Source organism: Blautia faecis, from assembly GCF_027662325.1.
GTDB lineage: Bacteria > Bacillota > Clostridia > Lachnospirales > Lachnospiraceae > Blautia_A > Blautia_A faecis.
The window spans coordinates 1-23,214 of record NZ_JAQDKY010000008.1 but is presented as its reverse complement, the minus strand read 5'-3'; the positions used below and the strand labels follow the sequence as shown (position 1 = coordinate 23,214).

25 protein-coding genes and 1 pseudogene are annotated in these 23,214 nt (G+C 43.8%); 23 read left to right on the top strand and 3 right to left on the bottom strand.

The annotated features are described in order from the left end of the window. Nucleotides 1-3: 3 nt before the first annotated feature. Entirely contained in the window at nt 4-507 is a 504-nt protein-coding gene (locus PGQ38_RS05795) for a DUF5721 family protein (RefSeq protein WP_204454705.1), read from the bottom strand. Nucleotides 508-700: 193 nt separating this feature from the next. On the opposite strand from PGQ38_RS05795, the gene PGQ38_RS05790 reads away from it, so the two are divergent. Then, on the top strand, nt 701-1,540 hold the full coding sequence (locus PGQ38_RS05790; RefSeq protein WP_204454707.1) for a DegV family protein: 840 nt from the start codon (nt 701-703) through the stop codon (nt 1,538-1,540). Here the strand turns inward: PGQ38_RS05790 and PGQ38_RS19765 are convergent. Next, nucleotides 1,524-1,676 carry a DUF6783 domain-containing protein gene (locus tag PGQ38_RS19765; protein WP_334292315.1) on the bottom strand — a complete coding sequence of 51 codons (153 nt, stop codon included), beginning with the start codon at nt 1,674-1,676 and terminating at the stop codon, nt 1,524-1,526. The two genes, PGQ38_RS05790 and PGQ38_RS19765, sit on opposite strands and share 17 nt — an antisense overlap. Between PGQ38_RS19765 and PGQ38_RS19760 the strand changes: the two are divergent. Both PGQ38_RS19760 and PGQ38_RS05785 read left to right on the top strand, forming a co-directional pair. Continuing rightward, a pseudogene (locus PGQ38_RS19760) lies at nt 1,614-1,760 on the top strand (DUF6783 domain-containing protein); the annotation flags it as partial. The gene PGQ38_RS19765 and the pseudogene PGQ38_RS19760 overlap by 63 nt on opposite strands. A 75-nt stretch (nt 1,761-1,835) precedes the next feature. Continuing rightward, nucleotides 1,836-2,093 carry a hypothetical protein gene (locus PGQ38_RS05785; protein ID WP_118579046.1) on the top strand — a complete coding sequence of 86 codons (258 nt, stop codon included), beginning with the start codon at nt 1,836-1,838 and terminating at the stop codon, nt 2,091-2,093. A gap of 293 nt (nt 2,094-2,386) precedes the next feature. Here PGQ38_RS05785 and PGQ38_RS05780 read toward each other — a convergent pair whose 3' ends face one another. Then, nucleotides 2,387-2,587, bottom strand: a complete 201-nt coding sequence (locus tag PGQ38_RS05780; RefSeq protein WP_008705499.1) for a cold-shock protein — start codon at nt 2,585-2,587, stop codon at nt 2,387-2,389. A gap of 320 nt (nt 2,588-2,907) precedes the next feature. Here PGQ38_RS05780 and PGQ38_RS05775 point away from each other — a divergent pair, with 320 nt between their 5' ends. The 20 genes from PGQ38_RS05775 (at nt 2,908) to radA (ending at nt 23,110) form a co-directional block, all read left to right on the top strand. Beyond that, nucleotides 2,908-4,203 (top strand): dihydroorotase, encoded by a 1,296-nt coding sequence (locus PGQ38_RS05775; protein WP_204454709.1) that lies wholly within the window; start codon nt 2,908-2,910, stop codon nt 4,201-4,203. Nucleotides 4,204-4,249: 46 nt separating this feature from the next. Beyond that, nucleotides 4,250-5,176, top strand: coding sequence for an orotidine-5'-phosphate decarboxylase (gene pyrF, locus PGQ38_RS05770; RefSeq protein ID WP_173770350.1), 927 nt, complete (start codon nt 4,250-4,252; stop codon nt 5,174-5,176). A 10-nt stretch (nt 5,177-5,186) separates the two neighbouring features. Beyond that, entirely contained in the window at nt 5,187-5,969 is a 783-nt protein-coding gene (locus PGQ38_RS05765) for a dihydroorotate dehydrogenase electron transfer subunit (protein WP_204454711.1), read from the top strand. Then, nucleotides 5,966-6,871: a dihydroorotate dehydrogenase gene (locus tag PGQ38_RS05760; protein ID WP_118579040.1), complete on the top strand. Its 906-nt coding sequence runs from the start codon at nt 5,966-5,968 to the stop codon at nt 6,869-6,871. The genes PGQ38_RS05765 and PGQ38_RS05760 overlap by 4 nt, the downstream gene beginning before the upstream one ends. A gap of 359 nt (nt 6,872-7,230) precedes the next feature. Beyond that, the gene (gene pyrE, locus PGQ38_RS05755) at nt 7,231-7,905 is read left to right on the top strand and encodes an orotate phosphoribosyltransferase (RefSeq protein WP_118579037.1); all 675 of its coding nucleotides are present in this window, start codon (nt 7,231-7,233) and stop codon (nt 7,903-7,905) included. Nucleotides 7,906-7,984: 79 nt separating this feature from the next. Further along, on the top strand, nt 7,985-8,137 hold the full coding sequence (locus tag PGQ38_RS05750; protein ID WP_187566586.1) for a hypothetical protein: 153 nt from the start codon (nt 7,985-7,987) through the stop codon (nt 8,135-8,137). Between the two features lie 10 nt (nt 8,138-8,147). Beyond that, nucleotides 8,148-8,624, top strand: a complete 477-nt coding sequence (locus tag PGQ38_RS05745) for a VanZ family protein (RefSeq protein WP_270431018.1) — start codon at nt 8,148-8,150, stop codon at nt 8,622-8,624. Nucleotides 8,625-8,731: 107 nt separating this feature from the next. After that, a complete protein-coding gene (locus PGQ38_RS05740) occupies nt 8,732-9,046 on the top strand; it encodes a DUF6142 family protein (RefSeq protein WP_118579034.1) in 315 nt (104 codons plus the stop codon). A gap of 73 nt (nt 9,047-9,119) precedes the next feature. Further along, nucleotides 9,120-9,725, top strand: coding sequence for an HD domain-containing protein (locus tag PGQ38_RS05735; protein ID WP_173770352.1), 606 nt, complete (start codon nt 9,120-9,122; stop codon nt 9,723-9,725). Between the two features lie 110 nt (nt 9,726-9,835). Next, the gene (locus PGQ38_RS05730) at nt 9,836-11,896 is read left to right on the top strand and encodes an aminopeptidase (RefSeq protein WP_204454729.1); all 2,061 of its coding nucleotides are present in this window, start codon (nt 9,836-9,838) and stop codon (nt 11,894-11,896) included. A 140-nt stretch (nt 11,897-12,036) separates the two neighbouring features. Then, the gene (gene purE / locus PGQ38_RS05725) at nt 12,037-12,543 is read left to right on the top strand and encodes a 5-(carboxyamino)imidazole ribonucleotide mutase (protein WP_118579028.1); all 507 of its coding nucleotides are present in this window, start codon (nt 12,037-12,039) and stop codon (nt 12,541-12,543) included. A 129-nt stretch (nt 12,544-12,672) separates the two neighbouring features. Further along, nucleotides 12,673-13,698 (top strand): phosphoribosylformylglycinamidine cyclo-ligase, encoded by a 1,026-nt coding sequence (gene purM / locus PGQ38_RS05720; RefSeq protein ID WP_118579246.1) that lies wholly within the window; start codon nt 12,673-12,675, stop codon nt 13,696-13,698. Further along, nucleotides 13,692-14,318, top strand: a complete 627-nt coding sequence (purN, locus tag PGQ38_RS05715) for a phosphoribosylglycinamide formyltransferase (protein ID WP_118579026.1) — start codon at nt 13,692-13,694, stop codon at nt 14,316-14,318. The genes purM and purN overlap by 7 nt, the downstream gene beginning before the upstream one ends. 10 nt (nt 14,319-14,328) lie before the next feature. Continuing rightward, nucleotides 14,329-15,603, top strand: coding sequence for a phosphoribosylamine--glycine ligase (gene purD, locus PGQ38_RS05710; protein WP_204454713.1), 1,275 nt, complete (start codon nt 14,329-14,331; stop codon nt 15,601-15,603). Between the two features lie 141 nt (nt 15,604-15,744). Then, complete coding sequence (locus tag PGQ38_RS05705) at nt 15,745-16,938, top strand: FprA family A-type flavoprotein (protein ID WP_204454715.1); 1,194 nt, start codon at nt 15,745-15,747, stop codon at nt 16,936-16,938. Between the two features lie 279 nt (nt 16,939-17,217). Next, nucleotides 17,218-18,111, top strand: coding sequence for an SseB family protein (locus tag PGQ38_RS05700; RefSeq protein WP_195477767.1), 894 nt, complete (start codon nt 17,218-17,220; stop codon nt 18,109-18,111). A 141-nt stretch (nt 18,112-18,252) separates the two neighbouring features. Continuing rightward, on the top strand, nt 18,253-18,624 hold the full coding sequence (locus PGQ38_RS05695) for a GntR family transcriptional regulator (RefSeq protein ID WP_204454717.1): 372 nt from the start codon (nt 18,253-18,255) through the stop codon (nt 18,622-18,624). Nucleotides 18,625-18,686: 62 nt separating this feature from the next. Next, complete coding sequence (locus tag PGQ38_RS05690; protein WP_270431015.1) at nt 18,687-21,146, top strand: ATP-dependent Clp protease ATP-binding subunit; 2,460 nt, start codon at nt 18,687-18,689, stop codon at nt 21,144-21,146. A gap of 180 nt (nt 21,147-21,326) precedes the next feature. Next, nucleotides 21,327-21,740 (top strand): endosialidase, encoded by a 414-nt coding sequence (locus PGQ38_RS05685; protein ID WP_118579014.1) that lies wholly within the window; start codon nt 21,327-21,329, stop codon nt 21,738-21,740. Then, complete coding sequence (radA, locus tag PGQ38_RS05680; protein ID WP_204454721.1) at nt 21,734-23,110, top strand: DNA repair protein RadA; 1,377 nt, start codon at nt 21,734-21,736, stop codon at nt 23,108-23,110. Before PGQ38_RS05685 ends, radA begins: the two co-directional genes overlap by 7 nt. Nucleotides 23,111-23,214 lie beyond the last annotated feature (104 nt).

Sequence of the window (23,214 nt, the reverse complement as noted above, 5' to 3'; positions counted from 1 at the left end):
GGATTAAACTTCTTCTACGGATAATCCGCTGCGATGAAAAAAATCCATCACATATTGCTCCCAAAGGTGGTCCAGTTCTTTACCGGGGAGAAAGGTTTTCATAGATGTTCCGGTAATACAAAGCAAGGTCTTATTCTTATATTGGAGATTCAGATACAGACCTGTTATCATTTCGGGAGAAATTGAAAATGCAGAACTCTGCAATAATGCAGCGGTCTTATTCGGAGAAAACTGAAGCACGATTTTGAAAGAAAGAGGCGCTTTTTTTCCACGGATAACAGAATAACAAAATGGTTTTACTTCTTTCCAGAGAGAGAACGTACGGTGGCTGGAAGTTAAAAATTCCTGCTCGTCATTATCGAAAAAATCAGTTTGTAGTTTGCCGTCAATGGAAAAAACATTGCTGGTAATGATCTCTGCCTGGTTCAGCCAGAAGAGATCGAAGGTATCTCCAAGAAAAAGCTTATTGGTAAAATTCTTTTGGTCAGTGATTTTTAAAGCGAGCATAAGAACCTCCTTTCTAAAGGGCATGTCGCCTGTCGACGACATCAATATATGAAAATCAGTTGCCAGTGAACAATAACCATTATAAAGCAATTTTGGGGAAAATGGAAGAAAAAACTCTTTTCAAACACATAGTAATGTGTTAATATAGATGTGGTATTTAAAACTACATATTACGGAAAAGAGGACGATATAATTGAGTTATAAAATTGTGATAGATAGCTGTGGAGAACTTCTGGAGCAGTGGAAACAGGATGAAAGATTTGCTTCCGTACCGCTTACACTGACTGTCGGAAGTGAGAATATAATAGATGACGAGACATTTAACCAGGCGGATTTTTTACAGAAAGTTGCTGCTTGCCCGGAATGTCCGAAATCAGCATGCCCGTCGCCTGAAAGCTACAGAAAGGTATTTGACTGCGAAGCTGAACATATATATTGCGTTACTCTTTCCGCTGAACTCAGTGGTTCCTATAACAGTGCAGTGCTCGGAGCAAGTCTTCTTCATGAGGAGAAGAAAGGCGTTCAGATTCATGTTTTCAATTCCTGTTCTGCTTCTATAGGGCAGACTTTGATTGCAATGAAAATTGCACAGTGTGAGGATGCCGGCCTTCCGTTTGAGGATGTTGTCAGCGTTGTGAATAAATATATTGAAGAACAGCACACTTTTTTTGTGCTGGAGAATCTGGAAACCTTACGTAAAAATGGCCGCCTCAGCCGTGTGAAGGCATTTGTGGCAACAGCCCTTAAGATTAAACCAATCATGGGGTCTACTCCGGAGGGGACAATCTGCCAGCTGGATCAGGCACGAGGAATGAATAAGGCGCTTGTGAAAATGGTGGATAAAATTGTGGAAGTGACAGAAAACAGTGAGAACAAAATTCTTGCTATTTCCCACTGCAACAGCCCGAAGAAAGCAAATATGCTTAAAGAAGCCATCCAGGAGAAGATGAAGCTGGCTGATATTGTGGTTCTTGACACAGCCGGTGTCAGCAGTATGTATGCAAATGATGGAGGAATTATTGTAGCTGTCTGATGCTAGAGCCTGTTTGAAAAATCATTCCCGCAATCTGCACGCCCCACTTTGCGGTATATTTTGTACGAATTCGGTTGCCGTAGCCCGCTACGGCGCCCTCATCCGGACAAAATCTCCCACAAATTATGACGCACATCTTGCAGAAAGCCTTTTTCAAACATGCTCTAGAGCGTATTCACTGATAACATTTCGCGAGGCGTTTTTTGTGAACTGTAAGTGAACATACTTCCATTTTGTTGGGAAATATGATATACTCATCTAAGTTGATATTTTATCCCAAAGGAGACGTGCGGCTATGAGTCAGAAGAAAGTAGATGCCTATAAAGCAGAAAAAGCAAACCGTGAGAAAATTATGAAAAAGGAGAAACTGATCCTTACTATTGAGAAACTGGCAGCGCTTGTTGCGTGTATGGTTGCTGTATGCTGGATTGGTTATTCTGTTTACGGAAAGGTTACAGAAGGTCAGGAGACTGTGACGACAGAGACTGTTATGGATACTTCTGCACTGGATTCTTATCTGAATGGACTTAGTGCAGATTCAGAGGCGGAATAAGTATGAAATATAAGAAAATATAAGAAAAAACTGCCTGAGGCAGCTTAAAACGATGGGGATGGATTTCGGATCTGTCCCCATTTTGTTTATATAATAACAATAAAAAGAATCCTGTCTACAGGACTCTCCGCCTACGGTGGGGCGTCTTGGGCGATATTTACCCTTCCGCTGCAGTGTAATCCTGCCAGGTAGGGATTTTTTTATAATAGGAAATTCTGAGGAGATTTCTTATTACATAAAAAATTCCCCCCGGATATGATTCCGAGGGGAAATTTCTGCTTCAGTTGCTTCAATTATAACTTAGTAACGTTAGCAGCCTGCATTCCGCGAGCGCCTTCTGTTAAGTCATATGTTACAGCCTGGCCTTCTTCAAGAGATTTGAAGCCTTCACCATTGATTGCAGAAAAATGTACGAATACATCAGCTCCGTCTTCTCCTGTGATGAAACCATAACCTTTTTCAGCGTTGAACCATTTTACAGTGCCCTTGTTCATTTTGAGTTACCTCCATAAAAAATAAAAAATTAAAAAGATGTTCTGGCGAAAAAAATCACCAGATTTTACAGACTATATCATGTAAATATATAATCTCTAAAAACTAGTGATTTTACATTAAATAATCTTCGACATGGATTGATTATATAACCTGAACTAAAAAAAGTCAAGGATAATTAAAATTGTGCAACAAAAAATATAATTGGATGGAAGATATAAGGAAAAATGCCGGAAGGGAAAAAAACTCTTTATTAAATGAAAAAATTCGTGTATGATAGGTTGTGATAAAGTTTACGTTATACCAGAAGGGAGAGAACCAAATGGGTATTCTGATTCGAGGCGGACGTGTTGTGGATGCGGCTGCTCAGATTGATAAAATTGCGGATGTTTATCTGGACGACGGCGTAATCCAAAAAGTGGGAGAGAAGCTGGAAGCAAAGGATAAAGATGACAAGATTATAGACGCTAAGGGACTGGTAGTAATGCCAGGCCTTGTGGATCTTCACGTACATTTTCGTGATCCTGGACAGACGGAGAAGGAAGACATTGAAACCGGTTCCCATGCAGCTGCAAGAGGCGGTGTGACTACTGTAGTGGCGATGCCGAACACCACACCGGTTATTGACAGCCCTGACCGTGCAAACTATGTGAAAAATAAAGCTGCGCAGGTTTCCGCTATTCATGTGCTCCAGGCAGGAGCCATGACAAAGGGAGAACTTGGGGAAGAGCTTTCTGATATTGCAGGCATGGCAGCAGCAGGAGTACCTGTTCTTTCCGAAGATGGTAAATCTGTTATGAAAGCAAGCCTTTGCAAGCAGGCGATGGAAGAAGCCGTGAAAGCCGGACTTCCTATCTTTGACCACTGTGAGGATATGTCTCTTCGTGGGAATGGCTGCATGAATGAGGATGAGAACGCCAAACGCCTTGGGCTTCCGGGAATCTGCAATTCCACAGAAGATACCATTGCGGCAAGAGATTCTTTGCTTGCCATTGAGACAGGCGCTAAGCTGCACCTTTGCCACTGTTCTACAAAAGGTGTTGCAATTATGATGAAAATGTTAAAGGCAGAAGGCGTTGAGAATGTAACAGCAGAAGTTTGCCCCCATCATTTTATACTCACATCTGATGATATTGAAAGAGATGATCCAAACTATAAAATGAATCCGCCTCTCCGTACCAGAAAAGATGTGGATGCGCTGATTGAAGGTCTGAAGGAGGGCTACATTCAGGTGATAAGCACTGATCATGCCCCACACACCCAGAAAGACAAAACCGGTTCCATGAGAACCGCAGCTTTCGGAATTGTGGGAATCGAGACCAGCTTTGCACTTAGTTACACCGCTCTTGTAGAGACTGGAATCCTCACTCTTTCCCAGCTTGTAGAGAAGATGAGCTACAATCCGGCTCAGATTCTGAACCTGCCATGTGGAACCTTACAGAAAGGACATCCGGCAGATGTGATAATCGCGGACATTAAGAATCCATATACCATTCACAAAGCGGACTTTGTTTCCAAAGGCAAAAACACCCCATTTGAGGGCAAAGAGGTGAAAGGAAAGATCCTATACACTATTTGCGACGGTAAGATTGTGTACAAGGATTCTGCTACTAAATAAGAAAAAAATGAAATTTCCAGGAAAACATATTAAGGAGGAAACACCCATGATCAACAAACTTATTGCCAATATCAAGAAAACCGGAGCCCCTATTGTAGTAGGCCTTGACCCAATGCTGAATTATATTCCGAAGCAGATCCAGGAAGCTGCATTCAAGGAATTCGGAGAGACTCTGGAAGGTGCTGCAGAAGCAATCTGGCAGTACAATAAGGGAATTGTGGATGCCACATATGATCTGATTCCTGCTGTGAAGCCGCAGATCGCTATGTATGAACAGTTTGGAATTCCGGGACTTATGGCTTACAAGCGTACTGTAGATTATTGCAAGGAAAAAGACCTTGTAGTAATTGGAGATATTAAACGTGGTGATATCGGTTCCACATCTGCAGCTTATGCCGTTGGACATCTTGGAAAGGTTCAGGTAGGAAGCAAGACTTATGTTCCATTTAATGAGGATTTTGCAACTGTAAACCCATATCTTGGAACAGACGGAGTGAAGCCTTTCATGGATGTTTGTAAAGAAGAGAAAAAAGGAATTTTTGTTCTGGTTAAGACCTCCAATCCGTCCAGCGGTGAGTTCCAGGACAGAATAATTGAAAAACGTCCTCTCTATGAGTGGGTTGGTGAGAAAGTTGCCAAATGGGGAGATGAGCTTATGGGAGACGGTTACAGCTATGTAGGCGCAGTTGTAGGTGCTACCTATCCGGAAATGGGCAAAGTATTAAGAAAACTTATGCCAAAAACCTTTATTCTGGTACCAGGATATGGTGCACAGGGTGGTAAGGGTGCAGATCTTGTACATTTCTTTAACAAAGATGGTCTTGGCGCTATCGTAAACTCCTCCAGAGGAATTATTGCAGCTTACAAGCAGGAAAAATACGCAAAGTTTGGTGAAGCGAACTATGCAGATGCTTCCCGTCAGGCAGTGAAAGACATGATTCTTGATATCAGCACTGCACTTGAGAACCGCTAGGAGGAAGAAAATGGGTACAAAGGTAAAAGAAACCTGTACAGTCCTCAGCCAGGAATGTATTGGAAAAGACATTTACAGCATGTGGATTCAGACAAAGACCATTGCAGGGAATGCGAAGCCGGGACAGTTCGTTTCCGTTTATACACAGGATGGAAGCAAACTGCTGCCACGCCCTATCAGTCTTTGTGAAATTGATAAAGAAAAAGGTGCACTTCGCCTTGTCTATCGTGTAACAGGTCCGAAAACAGGTACAGAAAGCTTTTCCAGACTGCATGCAGGTGCACAGCTTGAACTTCTTGGACCTCTTGGAAATGGATTTCCGCTGGAAGAGGCTGCTGGCAGGAAGGTATTCCTTATGGGCGGAGGAATCGGTGTTCCGCCTATGCTGGAGACCATGAAGCAGCTGGATGCTAAGAAGATCGCAGTTCTTGGCTATCGTGATGAGCTATTTTTAAATAAGGAATTTGAAAAAAATGGCGAGGTATACATTGCAACAGAAGACGGCTCTGCCGGAACCAAAGGAAATGTAATGGATGCGATCCGGGAGAATGACCTGGAAGCAGACGTGATTTTTGCCTGCGGTCCTAAGCCTATGCTTCGCGCCATCAAGGCCTATGCACTGGAGAAGGGAATCCCCTGCTGGGTTTCCATGGAAGAGCGCATGGCATGTGGTATCGGTGCCTGCCTTGGCTGTGTATGCCAGTCCACAGAAACGGATGCCCATTCGCATGTACACAATAAGCGCGTATGTAAAGACGGCCCGGTGTTCAGAAGTACGGAGGTGGAGTTATGAGCAAAATGAGCGTAAATCTTGCAGGAGTGACTCTGAAAAATCCAGTAATGACTGCATCTGGAACATTTGGTTCCGGTGCGGAATACAGTGAATTTGTAGACCTGAATAATCTTGGTGCAGTCGTGACAAAAGGCGTGGCAAATGTGCCGTGGCCTGGAAATCCTACGCCCCGTGTGGCAGAGACCACAGGAGGAATGCTGAATGCTATCGGTCTTCAGAATCCTGGAATCGATGTTTTCTGTGAGAGAGATATTCCATTTCTGAAGAAATTCGATACGAAGATCATTGTAAATGTATGCGGAAAGACCACAGAGGACTACTGTGAGGTTGTGGAACGTCTTGGAAATGAGCCAGTAGATATGCTGGAGATCAATGTATCCTGCCCGAATGTAAAGGAAGGTGGCATTGCCTTTGGACAGAATCCCAAGGCTCTGGAGGCCATTACAAGAGAAGTAAAAAAATATGCCAGACAGCCGGTGATTATGAAGCTGAGTCCTAATGTAACAGATATTACAGAGATGGCAAGGGCAGCAGAAGCAGGCGGTGCAGATGTGGTTTCCCTTATTAACACCATTACCGGAATGAAGATTGATATTAACCGCAGAACGTTTGCACTGGCAAATAAAACAGGCGGTATGTCCGGTCCGGCTGTGAAGCCTGTGGCAGTGCGTATGGTTTATCAGGTGGCAAATGCAGTGAAGATCCCAATCATCGGAATGGGTGGAATTGCAAGTGCTGAAGATGCCCTGGAATTTATTATGGCGGGCGCCACCGCAGTATCTGTAGGAACTGCAAATTTCATCAATCCATATACTACTCAGGAGGTTGTGGATGGTATGGCTGCATTCCTTGAGAGACAGAAAGTGGAAGATATTAATGAGCTGATTGGATGTGTGAAATAGGTTACTGTTCACTGGTGACATTCCGCGAGGTGTTTTTTGTGAACGTAGTTCACAGAAAACCCGAGAAGTGCGGCGCGAAATCATGCGAATGCATGATTTCTGTGCATCGCGAAGCGTGTTACTGTGAACGGAGTGAACAGTAACACTGAAATAGGTTTTACTTCGCGGTTTAAAAGAGATTTTGACCATGCCCATATTTTGTGCTACTATAAAGAGAGCACGAAGCTTACATTACTGATTACGGAGTGAACAATAATGTAACCGGGTTTTGCTTTGAAACCGGCGTATGCAAGAGCTTTTTCAAATATGATTTAAGAAAGACCAATAACAGATACAGCCCATATACGAGGAGGATAAAAATGGAACAGTATAAACAGGAATTTATTGAGTTTATGATTGATTGCAATGTATTGAAATTTGGAGATTTCGTAACCAAATCCGGAAGAAAGACTCCGTTTTTTGTAAACACAGGATTTTATCGTACAGGAGCTCAGTTAAGAAAATTAGGCCAGTATTATGCAAAAGCAATTGAGAGCAAATTCGGTCTGGATTTTGATGTGCTTTTTGGACCTGCATACAAGGGAATTCCGCTGACTGTTGCAGCGACAATGGCAATCAGCGAGGAGTATGGCAAGGATATCCGCTATTGCTCCAATCGTAAAGAGGTAAAGGATCATGGGGATAAGGGAATTCTTCTTGGAAGCCCGATTGAGGACGGAGATAAGGTTGTGATCATCGAGGATGTTACGACAGCCGGAACTTCTATTCAGGAGACTCTGCCGATCATCAAAGCCCAGGGTGATGTTTCTCCAATCGGTCTTGTGGTTTCTGTAGACCGTATGGAGCGCGGACAGGGTACTAAGAGCGCTTTAAAGGAGATTGAGGAGAAATATGGCCTTAAGACAACTGCTATTGTAACTATGGCAGAGGTAGTAGAGCATCTTTACAACAAAGAGTATAAAGGGAAAGTCATCATTGATGACACATTAAAAGCTGCTATTGATGCATACTATGAGCAGTACGGCGCAGAATAAGAGAATTCTATGCAGCATTAAAAATTCTGAAAGTGTGCTGCGGCAACTGGCGGCATAATGATAAAAGGAGGAAATGCTGATGAGTGAAAAGCTTTATAAAATCGTATCTGGCGTAGGTGCCGGAAGTATTGCACTTGGGATCATCACACTGGTGACAGGTGTGACCACTGGTATTCTCATGATCGTGAATGGTGCCAGACTTCTGAAGGGCAAATCCGATATGATGATTTAAGGGGATTTTTTTGAAAAAGGAAACGAAGAATTTAATTCGCCGTATGGGAATCCTGCTGTTCGCCATCTATATAATCTTTCTTGTCTATTTTCTGTTCTTTTCAGAGGAATATGGCAGGGCGGCAGAGGCGCAACGGGTATACAGGTATAATCTGATTCCCTTTGTGGAAATCAGAAGGTTCTGGATATACCGGGAGCAGCTTGGCACATTTGCAGTATTTTCCAACATATTCGGAAATGTGATAGGCTTCCTGCCTTTCGGGTTTATCCTTCCTGTTATTTTCCGAAGAATGAACAGCGGTTTTCTCATCTGTGTATCAGGATTTATATTAAGTCTGACTGTGGAAGTGATCCAGCTGGTCACGAAGGTTGGCTGTTTTGATGTGGATGATATGATTTTGAACACCCTGGGGGCAACCTTGGGGTATGTTCTTTTTTTCATCTGCAATCATATTCGAAGGAAAGTCCTGGATAGCAGCCATGAATGAGCCATGCTTACCTAAGCGGATTTATGGATATTGTATGGCAGCAGCTGACTTTCATATTTTGACATGCCTGCGTGGGCAGACATGTCCATTTAGGAGAAAGTTCCATTATGGCAAGAAGATATAGATATTCATTTACAAAGAAAAAAGAAGCGAAAAAAGGGAAGCTGTCTGCCGGTCTGGCGGCAGCGTCCTTTTTGTTGTTTATAACGGCTGTTGTCCTGGCATATCTTCTGGATGACAGCTTTGGGTTTCTGGTAGGAGGAGTGGGCTTATTTGCCACCCTTCTTTCCGTATACGGATTTATTATGGGACTGCTCAGCTTTTCTGAGGAGGGCAGAAGCCATAAAACCAGTATTATCGGTTCGATCAGCAATGGACTGTTTCTGATCGTGTGGATCGGAGTGTACCTGACCGGATTGTAGAGCACGGCGTATGTATTGTGGAAATCCGTTTGAAAGCAATAATAATTGATCAGACAGGGGAAGGGGAATATATATGGATGAACGTTTAAAAAAGCAATTGGACTTTATTCTGGAAGCAGATAAAGTGAAAAATATTATGCGTCAGACCTATCTGGCGGATGGAAAACGCAAGGAAAACGATGCAGAACATTCCTGGCACCTGGCACTTATGGCAGTACTTTTGAAAGAATATGCACCAGAGAAAGTTGACCTTTCCAAAGTCATTCCTATGGTACTGATTCACGATCTGGTAGAGATCGATGCTGGAGATACCTATGCTTATGACGCTGTTGGGGGAGCTACCCAGCATACAAGAGAAGAAGCGGCTGCACAGCGCATTTACGGTATTCTTCCGGAGGATCAGGGAAAATGGCTTTATAATCTTTGGGAAGAGTTCGAAGCTTATGAAACACCAGAGGCCAAATATGCGCACATGCTGGACAACAGTCAGCCTCTTTTTCTGAACAATGCTACAGATGGAATCAGCTGGGTAGAGCATGGCGTGAAGAAAAGTCAGATTTACACACGAAACCGCCGTACTGGTGAGGGAGCACCAAAAATCTGGGAATATATGCAGGAATTGATTGACCAGCATGTAGAAAAAGGACATGTGATCGACGATATGTCCAAAAAAGAATAAGAAGTGTGCTGATCGCGGAAAAAATTATTCAAACAGGCGCTGTCGGTGCCGTGACGGATAGCTTCGTATAAAAAAATGAAAAGTGAGGGAAACGTGTGGACGAATTACTGATGGAACGTTATGCTCTTGCAAAAGAAAGAGTATGTGAGATCAAAGAGGAGAAAGCAGTACAGATGCCATATCTGGACTTTTTCCAGAAAACAGCTGCTTTTCTTGAAAAAAATGTGGAAATTATGGATGGCGTTGTATTTTTGGGAGAAACCAGGGAACCAAGGAAACTTGCAGATGCGGCTGATTTATCTATAGATGAATGGAAAGAACTGAATCGTGATCTGTATGCAGATATCCTTCCGGAAAATTATAAAAACAGTTACGGAAATCCGGTTTATGCCTGTGAAAAGCTTGGGGAATACGGAAAAGACTTTTCTTTCCTGTATGCAGAGCTGCGTGGTATTGTGGTCTATGCCTTTGAAAAGAGGCTGTGGGACATAACTGTGCTTCTGGAGCTGTTTCTGGAAGTTTATGGCGCTTTTGCTCAGGAAGAGATTCCTACAGAAGAAGAATTGAGGGGGATTTTAAATTCCTATGCAAATGATTACTGCCAGGATATGATAGAGTACCGCACTAGAGAGTGCGTGGACCCGGAGCTGGATTTTGCGGCAAAAATTATCATGAATTCTGATTTTTCAGACCTTCGTTACCTGTATCTGTTTGGAGAATGCATTACAGAGAATGAACTTGGAGTGGCTGCATTTCTTAACGGTCTTTCCCAGGAAGAAATCGATTCCTGCGCAAGAACCTATACAGAGGGCTACCGTTTGGGATTTGTAAATGGACACAAAGACCTGAGCAAAAAGAAAACAGTCAATATCCGCTACAACCTTGGTTTTGAACGTATGGTAAAAGCGGCAGTTCTTCAGTTTGAGGAGATGGGGCTGAAGCCAGTTATATATCGCTATCCGACCCATGCGGTAAACAGGCGCGGCTCTTATAGAATTGGCTATACAGGCGCTGTTGCAAACCCGCAGTTTGACTATGATCATCGACAGGACGGGGCACTTTTTCTGGATCAGGATTTTGTGCAGAAGCGCCTTCGTGCCCTGCAGACTTCCTATGAGAAATATAAGGAGCTGGCGTATGTTCACGCTGGTCCAGCCTGCATTGAGGTATTTGGGGAAGCTCCGTTTTCACCGGTGAGTGTAAAAGAGGCATGGCAGTTCAGTGATGCCCAGCAGAAGCTGGAAATTGAGATGCAAAATGAAGCTGGACAGATTACAAACCGCTACATTAAAGGTGATGAGAGAAGTTTTACCATTATTGCATATCCGGTCCCTGAGATCGGCGGTGCTTATGAGGAGATTTTCCGCCAGATCGTGAAAATCAACACCCTGGATTACCAGCTTTATCAGAAAATCCAGCAGACCCTTATTGATACTCTGGATACTGCAGAATGGGTATCTGTAAAGGGAAAAGGAGCAAATGAAACAGATCTCAGGATACATCTGCACACTCTTACCGACCCGGCGAAGCAGTCCAATTTCGAGAACTGTGTAGCGGATGTAAATATTCCCGTTGGTGAAGTGTTTACTTCCCCGGTTCTTTCCGGAACAGACGGTCTTCTTCATGTAAGCCAGGTATATCTGGAAGGCCTTCAGTTTCGTGATCTGAAGCTTGAATTTAAAGATGGAAAAATTGCATCCTATTCCTGCGGAAATTTTGAAAATGAAGAAGAGAATAAAAAATATATTGAGGATAATATCCTGTTCCATCATCCAACACTTCCAATGGGTGAATTTGCAATCGGAACGAATACTACGGCTTATGTAGCTGCGAAGAAATACAACATTGCAGATAAGCTGCCTATTCTGATTGCAGAAAAAATGGGACCCCATTTTGCAGTAGGTGATACCTGTTACAGCTGGTCTGAGGATACTGCCATGTACAATCCGGATGGAAAAGAGATCATTGCAAGAGATAATGAAATCTCCATTCTAAGAAAAGAAGATATAAGCAAGGCGTACTTTGGCTGTCATACAGATATTACCATTCCTTATGATGAATTGGGAAGCATCTGTGTTCCTGGAAAGAATGGGGAGAAAATTTCGATTATTGAGGATGGCAGATTTGTGCTGGCCGGAACGGAAGAACTGAATAAACCTTTTGAGGAATAAAGAAAAATTTAAAATCTAACAGCAAAATTAATTAGCCCTACAAAATTTTTCTTTGCCTCAATCGTATTGACAGAAAATGTTATTCTTAGTAGAATTTACGCGAATGGTAGTTCTAAATATAACTAAAAGAGGAGAATATTATGCCAAAAGTAGGAATTGTAATGGGCAGTGATTCAGATATGCCGGTAATGAGCAAGGCAGCAGACATTCTGGAGAAACTTGGGATTGATTACGAAATGCGTATCATCTCCGCACACAGAGAGCCGGACGTGTTCTTTGATTATGCGAAGACAGCTGAGGAAAAGGGATTTAAGGTCATCATTGCAGGTGCCGGTATGGCAGCACATTTACCAGGAATGTGCGCAGCGATTTTCCCGATGCCGGTTATCGGAATTCCTATGCACACTACATCACTTGGGGGAAGAGATTCCCTGTATTCCATTGTACAGATGCCATCCGGCATTCCGGTAGCAACTGTTGCAATTAACGGAGGGGCAAATGCTGGTCTTCTTGCAGCGAAGATTCTTGCAACATCCGATCCGGAGCTTCTTGCACGTCTGAAAGCCTACAGCCAGGAGCTGAAAGAGCAGGTCGAAGCCAAGGATGCGAAATTACAGGAAGTGGGACATAAGGCTTATACAAAATAGAATTATACAGCAGGGGCAGAATAACCTTTTCTGCTGATGCAGGTGAAGAATCCTGCGAGGCAGGATCTTTCTATGAAAACCATAATAAACACCATAATAGAAACCATAAAATTCTGGGAGGAAAAAGGCATGGATTACAAGAACGCGGGCGTTGATATTGAGGCAGGATACAAATCAGTAGAATTAATGAAACAGCATATTGCAAAGACTATGAGACCAGAAGTACTTGGAGGAATCGGCGGATTCTCAGGTGCTTTTTCCATGAACAGCTTCAAGGATATGGAAGAGCCTACACTGGTTTCCGGAACTGACGGAGTTGGAACCAAGCTGAAACTGGCATTTATTATGGACAAACATGACACTGTTGGAATCGATTGTGTGGCAATGTGTGTAAACGATATTGCATGTGCAGGCGGAGAACCTCTTTTCTTCCTGGACTACATTGCCTGTGGAAAGAACTATCCGGAGAAGATTGCTGAGATCGTAAAAGGTGTTGCAGAAGGCTGCAGCCAGTCAAGCGCAGCCCTCATCGGCGGCGAAACTGCTGAGATGCCAGGATTTTATCCGGTAGACGAGTATGACCTGGCTGGATTTGCAGTTGGTGTTGTTGATAAAAAAGACCTGATTACAGGAGAGAATTTAAATACCGGAGATGTTCTGATCGGAATGGCTTCCTCAGGCGTACACAGCAATGGTTTCTCTCTTGTCCGCAAAGTGTTTGAGATGACAAAAGAGTCTCTGGACACATATTATGATGAACTTGGAACTACCCTTGGTGAGGCGCTGATCGCACCAACCAAGATTTATGTAAAAGCTCTTAAGAGCATTAAAGATGCAGGGGTTAAGATCCACGCATGCAGCCATATCACAGGCGGCGGTTTCTATGAGAATGTACCTCGTATGCTCAAAGAGGGCACAAGAGCCGTGATCGAGAAAGACAGTTATCCGGTACTTCCGATCTTTAAGCTTCTTGCAAAGACCGGAGACATTGAAGAAAAGATGATGTACAACACCTACAACATGGGACTTGGTATGGTTCTGGCAGTTGATCCGGCTGATGTAGATAAGACTATGGAAGCAATCAAGGCAGCAGGTGAGACACCATACGTAGTAGGACGTATTGAAGCAGGAGAAAAGGGAGTGACATTATGCTAAAGGTTGCTGTCCTGGTATCAGGAGGCGGTACCAATCTCCAGGCAATCCTGGATGCCATTGATTCCGGCAGGATCACCAACGCGGAAGTTTCTCTTGTGATCAGCAATAATCCAAATGCTTACGCACTGGAAAGAGCGAAGAACCATGGTATAGAGGCTGTCTGTATTTCACCTAAAGAATTTGAAAACCGTGAAGAATTTCATAAGGCACTTTTAAAGAAATTGCAGGAAAGCGGTGCAGAACTGATTGTTCTTGCAGGCTATCTGGTTGCAATTCCACCTATGATCGTGGAGGCATTTCCAAATAAGATCATCAATATTCATCCATCCCTGATTCCATCCTTTTGCGGCGTAGGATACTATGGACTTCATGTTCATGAAGCTGCCTTAAAAAGAGGCGTGAAAGTAACAGGTGCTACTGTTCATTTCGTGGATACAGGTACAGATACCGGCCCTATTATTTTGCAGAAAGCAGTAAAAATCGAGTCGGATGATACCCCACAGTCTCTTCAGAGAAGTGTAATGGAAAAGGCAGAGTGGAAGATCCTTCCGAAAGCAATTAATCTCATTGCCAATGGAAAGATTTCAGTAGAAGATCATATTGTGACTATCAGCGATTAAGGAGGAGATTATGAAAGTACTGATCGTAGGAAGCGGCGGAAGAGAGCATGCAATCGCATGGAGTGTATCCAGAAGCCCTAAGGCAGATAAGATTTACTGTGCACCGGGAAATGCAGGAATTGCAGAGTATGCAGAGTGCGTGAACATTGGTGCTATGGAATTTGAAAAACTTGCTGATTTTGCTCAGGAAAATCAGATAGACCTTACCATCATCGGTATGGATGATCCGTTGGTAGGCGGTATAGTAGACGAGTTTGAATCCCGTGGTTTACGGGTATTCGGACCTCGTAAAAATGCAGCAATCCTGGAAGGCTCTAAGGCATTTTCCAAGGATCTGATGAAGAAATACAACATTCCAACAGCCGTATACGAGAATTTTGATGACCCGGAAAAGGCACTGGTTTATCTTCGCACCGAAGCAAAATTCCCTATCGTCCTCAAAGCAGACGGACTTGCTCTTGGAAAAGGTGTTCTGATCTGTCAGAATCTTCAGGAGGCAGAAGCTGGTGTAAAAGAGATCATGGAAGATAAGAAGTTTGGAAGCGCCGGAAATACCATGGTTATTGAGGAGTTTATGACTGGTCGTGAAGTTTCCGTTCTTTCTTTTGTAGATGGAAAAACAATTAAAACCATGACCTCCGCACAGGATCATAAGCGTGCAAAGGACGGTGACCAGGGCTTAAATACAGGCGGAATGGGAACCTTTTCTCCCAGTCCTTTCTACACAAAAGAGGTGGATGAGTTCTGTAAGAAATATGTATATCAGCCAACTGTGGATGCAATGGCCGCTGAAGGAAGAGAATTTAAAGGAATCATTTTCTTTGGTCTGATGCTGACAGCAGATGGTCCGAAGGTACTGGAATACAATGCCCGTTTCGGAGATCCGGAAGCACAGGTTGTTCTTCCGCGTATGAAGAACGACATTGTAGAAGTTATGGAAGCCTGCATTGATGGAACTCTGGATCAGATCGATCTTCAGTTTGAGGACAATGCCGCTGTTTGTGTAGTTCTCGCAAGTGACGGATATCCGGTGAAATATGAGAAAGAAATCCCGATGTATGGATTTGAGAATTTCAAGGATAAAGAGGGATATTACTGTTTCCATGCCGGAACCAAGTTTAAGGATGGCCAGATCGTTACAAACGGTGGACGTGTTGTAGGAATCACAGCCACAGGCAGCAATCTGAAAGAGGCCAGAAAAAATGCCTATGCGGCAACAGAGTGGATCACTTTCGCAAATAAATATATGCGCCATGATATTGGAAAAGCAATTGACGAAGCATAATTAAGTGGTATAAAATAGGCAGGAGACAAGAGTGTTTCCTGTCTGTTTTTGGTTATGAAAGTCCTGACAGGATGAAAATACAAAAGTCAGAGAATTCTGTGTTGCAGAATTTGTTTAGCAAAAGCATTAGGAGGAACCATTATGTACAATGTGAAGAAAGTAAACGAAGATTTATACTGGATCGGTGCAAGTGACAGAAGACTTGCCCTTTTTGAAAATATTTACCCGATTCCAAGAGGAGTTTCCTATAACTCTTATGTGATCCTGGATGAGCAGACCGTGCTTCTGGACACAGTTGACAAGTCTGTAAGCGGACAGTTTTTTGAAAATCTGGAGCATGTCCTTGGAAACAGACCTTTGGCTTATATGATCGTAAACCATATGGAACCAGATCATTGTGCAATTGTGGAAGATGTGGTAAGAAGATTCCCAGAAGTGAAGGTTGTGGGAAATGCCAAGACCTTTAACATGATGAAACAGTTTTTTACCTTTGATGTGGATGCCCATGCAGTTGTGATCAAAGAGGGAGATACCATCAGTACAGGTAAACATACCCTTGCGTTTGCTATGATCCCCATGGTTCACTGGCCGGAGGCAATGGTTACATACGATGCATATGACAAAGTGCTTTTTAGCGCAGATGCTTTTGGTACTTTTGGAGCGCTGAATGGAAATGTGTTTGCAGATGAAGTAAAATTTAAAGAAGAGTGGCTGGATGACGCCAGAAGATATCTGGTAAATATTGTTGGAAAATATGGCGGACCGGTTCAGAGTGCCCTGAAAAAGGCCCTTACACTTGATATCGCCATGATCTGCCCCCTTCACGGTCCTATCTGGAGAGAGGATCTTGGATGGTTTATTGACAAGTATCAGAAATGGAGCACTTATACACCTGAAGACCATAATATTGTGGTTATGTATGCCTCCATTTATGGAAATACAGAGAATGCAGCTGATGTTCTGGCAGGCAGACTGGCAGATGCAGGGGAGAAGAATGTGAAGGTTTATGATGTTTCTGTAACAGATCCTTCCTATCTGGTAGCGGAAGCATTCCGCTGTGACAGAATCGTATTTGCCTGCCCGACTTATAATGCAGGACTTTTCCCGAAGATGGAAACCCTGCTTCATGAACTTGCTGCCCACAATCTGCAGAAGAGAAAAGTGGCAGTTCTGGAAAACGGTACCTGGGCTTCTACTGCAGGTAAGCAGATGAAAGAGATCCTTTCCGGTATGAAAGATATGGAAATCTATGAAGAGACGGTAACGGTAAAGTCTGCCCTGAAAGAAGACCAGCTGGCACAGCTTGATAAGATTGTAGAATTTATGACAAAATAAGAGAAGGCTTGTCGGATCAGTGGATGCCAGGCGTGACAAGATATGCCGAAAATTGGGGCGTGCAGTATGAAGAAATGATTTTGGGGACACGTTCTAGTATGGAACGCGGTAAAATTGCATAAAAACACTGACGGTTAGACTTTACTTTTTTGCAATTTTGTTATAAAATAAAACCTATATTAGGTTTTTGTCGATATGTTTTGAAATCTGCCAGACAGGACAAGGTTCATAGAATTTTCGTATACGACAGCAGGAAACCAGGACTGAGAGGATAATGACATGGGAATCACTGAACAGGAAGCAATTAAGGAATTACAGACAAGAGACGAAATCTTTGTAGCGTATTCACAGGCTACGAAGCTTCCATATGTAATTTGCGATCAGGAGAGCTTTAATGATCAGGTGTGGGTATTTGCCACAGAAGAAGAGATTAAAGCATTTGGCAAGAAGAAATTAGAGGATAAGATTCTTCTTATGGGAATGAAATATGAGAAGAAAGACTACCCAAGATTCTACGGCACACTTTATGCAATCGGTGTAAACAGTGTAGTATGGGTTGATGGAGAGAATCAGATTGAGGTTGAACTTACCAGAATTGCCAGACAGGCAGATTTCAGCCAGCTTGAGCCGAAGAAGCAGCCACTTTTTAATTCCACTCTTCAGCTTTCCGGTATCTATTTTATGCAGGAACTCCGTCGCCCGATTAAGAAAGAGGAGCGCACTGTGAACCTTCGTGAAATGGAAGAAGAGCTGATCGTGAACCTTAAGAAATCTGAATTCCTGGTAGCTATGGCTACTGATCCGGAAGACCCGACCAAGGTTAACATTCCATATCTTAAGAACAAACAGGGGGATATTCTTCAGCCGGCTTTTACAGATGTTATGGAATTTGATAAATTTGCAAGAGGCAAGAAGCTTCGGGCAGCCAAGGTTCCATTTGCCAAACTGCCAGGTCTCATTATCAACCAGGCGAAAGCATTTGTGATCAACCCGATGGGATTCAATTTGATCCTTGACAGAGTACAGCTTGGAAAGATTCTGGGTGTTGAGATCCCTCCGGCTGCAGCACCGGCTGAGAGTGCGCCTGCTGAGGCAGCAGCTCAGGAGACTAAGGCATCAGAGGGTGAAGTAAAGGCAGAAGAAGCACCGGCAGCTGAGACACCGGTTCAGTAGGAATAGGGAGCGCTGCCAGCTTTGCAGATGGCTTATATTTAGACGAAGTGATTATTACGAAAGACAGGAAGAGACCGGGGCAGTATGACTCCGGTCCCTTTGTTTTTGTAATATTCACTATTTTTTACAGGGAGGGATAAAATGGTAATAGAGATAGATTTCCAGAGTGACGAGGCACTTTATACCCAGCTGATGAATCAGATCATTATGGGAATTGCCACATCCCGGCTGCAGGAAGGAGATCCCCTTCCATCTGTCAGACAGCTTGCGGATACCATTGGAATTAATATGCATACAGTAAACAAGGCCTATTCCTTGTTACGCCAGGAAGGATTTGTCTCCATTGACAGAAGAAAAGGCGCGGTAATCTGCCTGGATGTGGATAAATTAAGGGCTATGGAGGAACTGAAGCAGAATTTGCGTGTTGCGCTGGCAAGAGGCTGCTGCAATAATGTGACCAGGAAAGAAGTGCATAGTCTTATAGATGAGATCCTGGATGAATATGAGAAATAAAAGCGAGATTGTTCGAGAAATCAACTTGTTTGTACACTAGCGTAAGGAGGAACAATTGATCAATGCGAAATAAATTTACGAAACAGGCTCAGACAGCCCTGACACTGGCAAAGGCAGCAGCCATTGACTTTGAACTGGGCTATATTGGTACAGAACATCTTTTGCTGGGACTTTTAAGTGAGACAGAAGGCGCTGCCGGAAGAGTCCTGGAGGAATTTCAGGTAGATGGCAAGAAGCTGGTGGAACTGATCGACAAGCTGGTGACTCCGGCAGAAGTGGGAAATGTAACTGAGATTGAAATGAAGCCGGCATACAGTCCGAGAACAGAGAAGGTTCTGGAAAGTGCTGTGGCAGAGGCACAGAACTCTGGCTGTGAGAAGGCAGGAACGGAGCATTTGCTCCTTGCCATGCTCCGCGAGACGGACTGTGTTGGAACCCGGCTTTTGTATACGATGGGAGTGAATATCCAGAAGCTTTACGCAGCAGTCCTTGGAGCCATGGGCTATGACAATGAGGCTATTCAGGAAGAGTTCCAGGCTGCCAAGGCAATGCAAAATCCCGGAGGCAGCCCGACACCGGCACTTGACCAGTACAGCCGTGATCTGACCCAGATGGCAGCAGAGGGCAAACTGGATCCTGTTGTGGGAAGGGAAAAGGAAATCAGCAGACTGATCCAGATCTTAAGCCGTAGAACCAAGAACAATCCATGTCTGGTAGGCGAACCCGGGGTAGGCAAGACTGCTATTGCAGAGGGGCTTGCCCAGAGGATTCTTGCAGGCAATGTTCCGGAGACGATTAAAGACAAGCGTTTGGTAGTGCTGGATCTGTCTGGAATGGTGGCTGGAAGCAAGTACAGAGGTGAATTTGAGGAGCGTATCCGCAAGGTCGTGGATGAAGTACGTGAGAATCAGGGTATTCTTTTGTTTATTGATGAGCTTCATACAATTATTGGAGCTGGCGGAGCAGAAGGAGCCCTTGATGCTTCCAATATTCTGAAGCCATCTCTTTCACGTGGAGAATTGCAGCTCATAGGTGCGACCACTCTGGAAGAGTACCGCAAATATATAGAGAAGGATGCTGCTCTGGAGCGACGCTTCCAGCCGGTCACCGTGGAAGAGCCTTCTGAAGAGGAGGCTTACGAGATCCTGAAAGGACTTCGCCCATACTATGAAAGACATCATAAAGTAGAAATATCAGATGAAGCTTTGGAAGCAGCAGTTAAAATGTCAGTACGTTATATTAACGACAGATTTCTTCCGGATAAAGCAATCGACCTGATTGATGAAGCTGCTTCTAAGGTACAGCTTTCCGGATATCAGGCTTCTTCCGAGATTGAGGATTTAAGCCGTGAGATTCAGGAAATCCTTCAGGAGAAAGAGCGTGCCATCAAAACTGGTTATTTAAGTCTTGCCAAAGAATGTCAGGAGAAACAGAAGGAAGCAGAAGCCAGACTTGAGCAGCTTCAAGTAAAAGAAGAAAAGAAGAATCAGAGAAAATCCGGAAAAGTGGACGAAAAAGCCGTAGCTTCCATTGTATCCGACTGGACCAAAATTCCGGTACAAAGATTGACAGAAGGAGAAACCAGACGCCTTGCTCAATTGGAAAAAGAACTTCACAAACGCGTGATTGGTCAGGAGGAAGCGGTTCGTGCTGTTTCTCAGGCTGTAAAACGTGGTCGTGTAGGATTGAAGGATCCGAACCGTCCAATTGGTTCTTTCCTGTTTCTGGGACCAACAGGCGTTGGAAAAACAGAACTTTCCAAGGCGCTGGCTCAGGCTGTATTTGGCAGCGAACAGGCTATGATTCGTGTAGACATGTCTGAATATATGGAGAAACATAGTGTTTCCAAGCTGATCGGTTCTCCGCCAGGATATGTGGGATATGATGAGGGCGGACAGCTCAGCGAAAAAGTACGCAGAAATCCATATAGTGTCATTCTTTTTGATGAGATCGAGAAAGCACATCCGGATGTGTTTAACATTTTGCTTCAGGTGCTGGATGACGGACATATTACAGATGCCCACGGAAGAAAAGTGGATTTTAAACAGACGATCATTATCATGACTTCCAATGCGGGCGCACAGGCAATCGTAGAACCGAAGCAGCTTGGGTTTATTTCTCAGAAAGATGAGAAAAAGGATTATGAAAAAATGAAATCCGGCGTTATGGAAGAAGTGCGCCGTCTTTTCAAACCAGAATTCTTGAATCGAATTGACGAGATTATGGTATTCCACACCCTGAATAAGGAGGAAATCCGTAAGATTGTACTTCTGCTCCTGAAATCACTGGAAAAACGTTGTGAGGAACAGATGGATATTCATCTGAATGTGACGAATTCTGCAGTAGATTATATTGCAGAAGCCGGATTTGATGCTAAATACGGTGCAAGACCTCTTCGCCGGGCCATTCAGTCCAAGATAGAAGACCGGCTGGCAAATGAGCTCCTGGAGGGCAAAATCAAGCGGGGAGACATCGTGCAGGTACAGTATAGAAATAAAGAAATTCGTTTTATAGTGAAGTAAGATTCTGTTTGAACAGTAACGTAATCTTCTAAAATTACTATAAATTTTATATAAGGTACTGGCAAAGAAAAAAGTTTTATTATATAATATGTACAACATCGGGGAAACCGGTGAAAAGGATCTGGCGAGGAGAAATCCGCCGGAGAACATAACGAAAGAGTCTTAGGGAGGACAAGCATCATGGCAGTAGTAAAGGAACTGATCCGTACAGAGGAAAATGGTACCATCAGCTTTGGAGATTATGAGAAGAACCAGAAATCAAAGGTTTCTGATTACCCACATCAGGGAGATATGTATAAAGTAAAAACATTCAAGGAGATCACCAAGCTGGAACGCAACGGTATGTTTGTATATGAGTCCGTACCAGGTACCGCTGTATTCAATCTTGCACAGGACGGAAACCAGATGAGTTTTCGCGTAGAGGGACCGGAGGATGCACAGATTACTGTAGAACTTGAAGCAGAAGCACAGTATGAGGTATATCTTGACGGAGCAAGTACAGGTAAAATGGAGACCAACCTTGGCGGAAAGCTTTCTTTCAGCGTAGAGCTTGGAAATGGCTCAGCTGTTGATGTAAAAATTGTAAAATGCTAAAAAACAAAAAAATGGTATATTTTTGCCAGGAGTGCGGTTACGAATCCTCGAAATGGATGGGACAGTGCCCTGGCTGTAAGGCCTGGAATTCTTTTGCGGAAGAACCTGTATCCACAGGGAAAAAGGCATCAGGAGGCGGTAAGTCCGTTTCCAGGCAGCAGTCTGAACCGGTGATTCTGAAGGAGATCAGTCTGAAAGAGGATGAACGTCAGACAACGAAAATAGGGGAACTTGACAGAGTACTCGGGGGCGGCATTGTCCCCGGGTCTTTGGTTCTTGTGGGGGGAGATCCAGGTATCGGAAAATCCACCCTTCTTTTACAGGTGTGCCGGAATCTGGCAGAGAATGGAAGCTCTGTCCTTTATATTTCTGGAGAGGAATCCCTGCGTCAGATCAAGCTTCGTGCGAATCGTATCGGTACTTTCAACGAGAATCTTCAGCTTTTATGCGAGACCAATCTGGATACTGTACGTGAAGTGATGGAGCGGAAGAAACCGGATGTAGCAATCATAGATTCCATCCAGACCATGTTTGACGAAGAAATAGGATCTGCGCCGGGAAGTGTTTCCCAGGTGAGAGAATCTACCAGTGTACTGATGCAGATTGCAAAAGGATTTGGAATCACGATTTTCATCGTTGGCCATGTTACCAAGGAGGGGAACGTGGCTGGACCGAGAGTGTTGGAGCACATGGTAGACACAGTGCTCTATTTTGAAGGAGACAGACATGCCTCCTATCGAATCCTGCGTGCTGTAAAAAACCGGTTTGGTTCTACTAATGAGATTGGTGTATTTGAGATGCAGGGCTCAGGTCTTGAGGAGGTTTCCAACCCATCTGAATATCTTCTGGAGGGACGGCCTGAGAATGCATCTGGATGTGTAGTGGCCTGCTCTATGGAAGGAACACGTCCGATTCTGGTGGAAATCCAGGCACTGGTCTGCGAGAGCAATTTTGGTATTCCCAGAAGAACCGCAGTGGGAACAGATTTTAACAGAGTGAATCTTCTGATGGCTGTATTGGAGAAGAAGGTGGGACTTCGCCTTGCTTCATCTGACGCCTACGTAAATATTGCCGGCGGTATGAAGATGACAGAACCGGCGATTGATCTTGGAATCTGTCTGGCAATTGCATCCAGCATGAAGGATATTGTAATTCCAGATAAGCTGATGGCTTTTGGGGAAATCGGACTTAGCGGTGAAGTGCGTGCTGTGAGCATGGCCGGTCAGAGAGTGCAGGAGGCAAAGAAACTGGGCTTTGACACAGTGATCCTGCCGGAAGTGTGCAGAAGCTCGGTGGAAAAAGCTGATGGGATTAAGCTGGTGTATGTGAGACAGATTCAGGAGGCGATTCGGTATATTATGAGTAAATAGGTTTTATGTTTACATTTGTAAAAATATATAGAAAAATAATACTTGAAAAAGTAAGCAATGATAACCTGTAAAAAAATATGGATTTTTTTGTAAAAAGTGCTTGA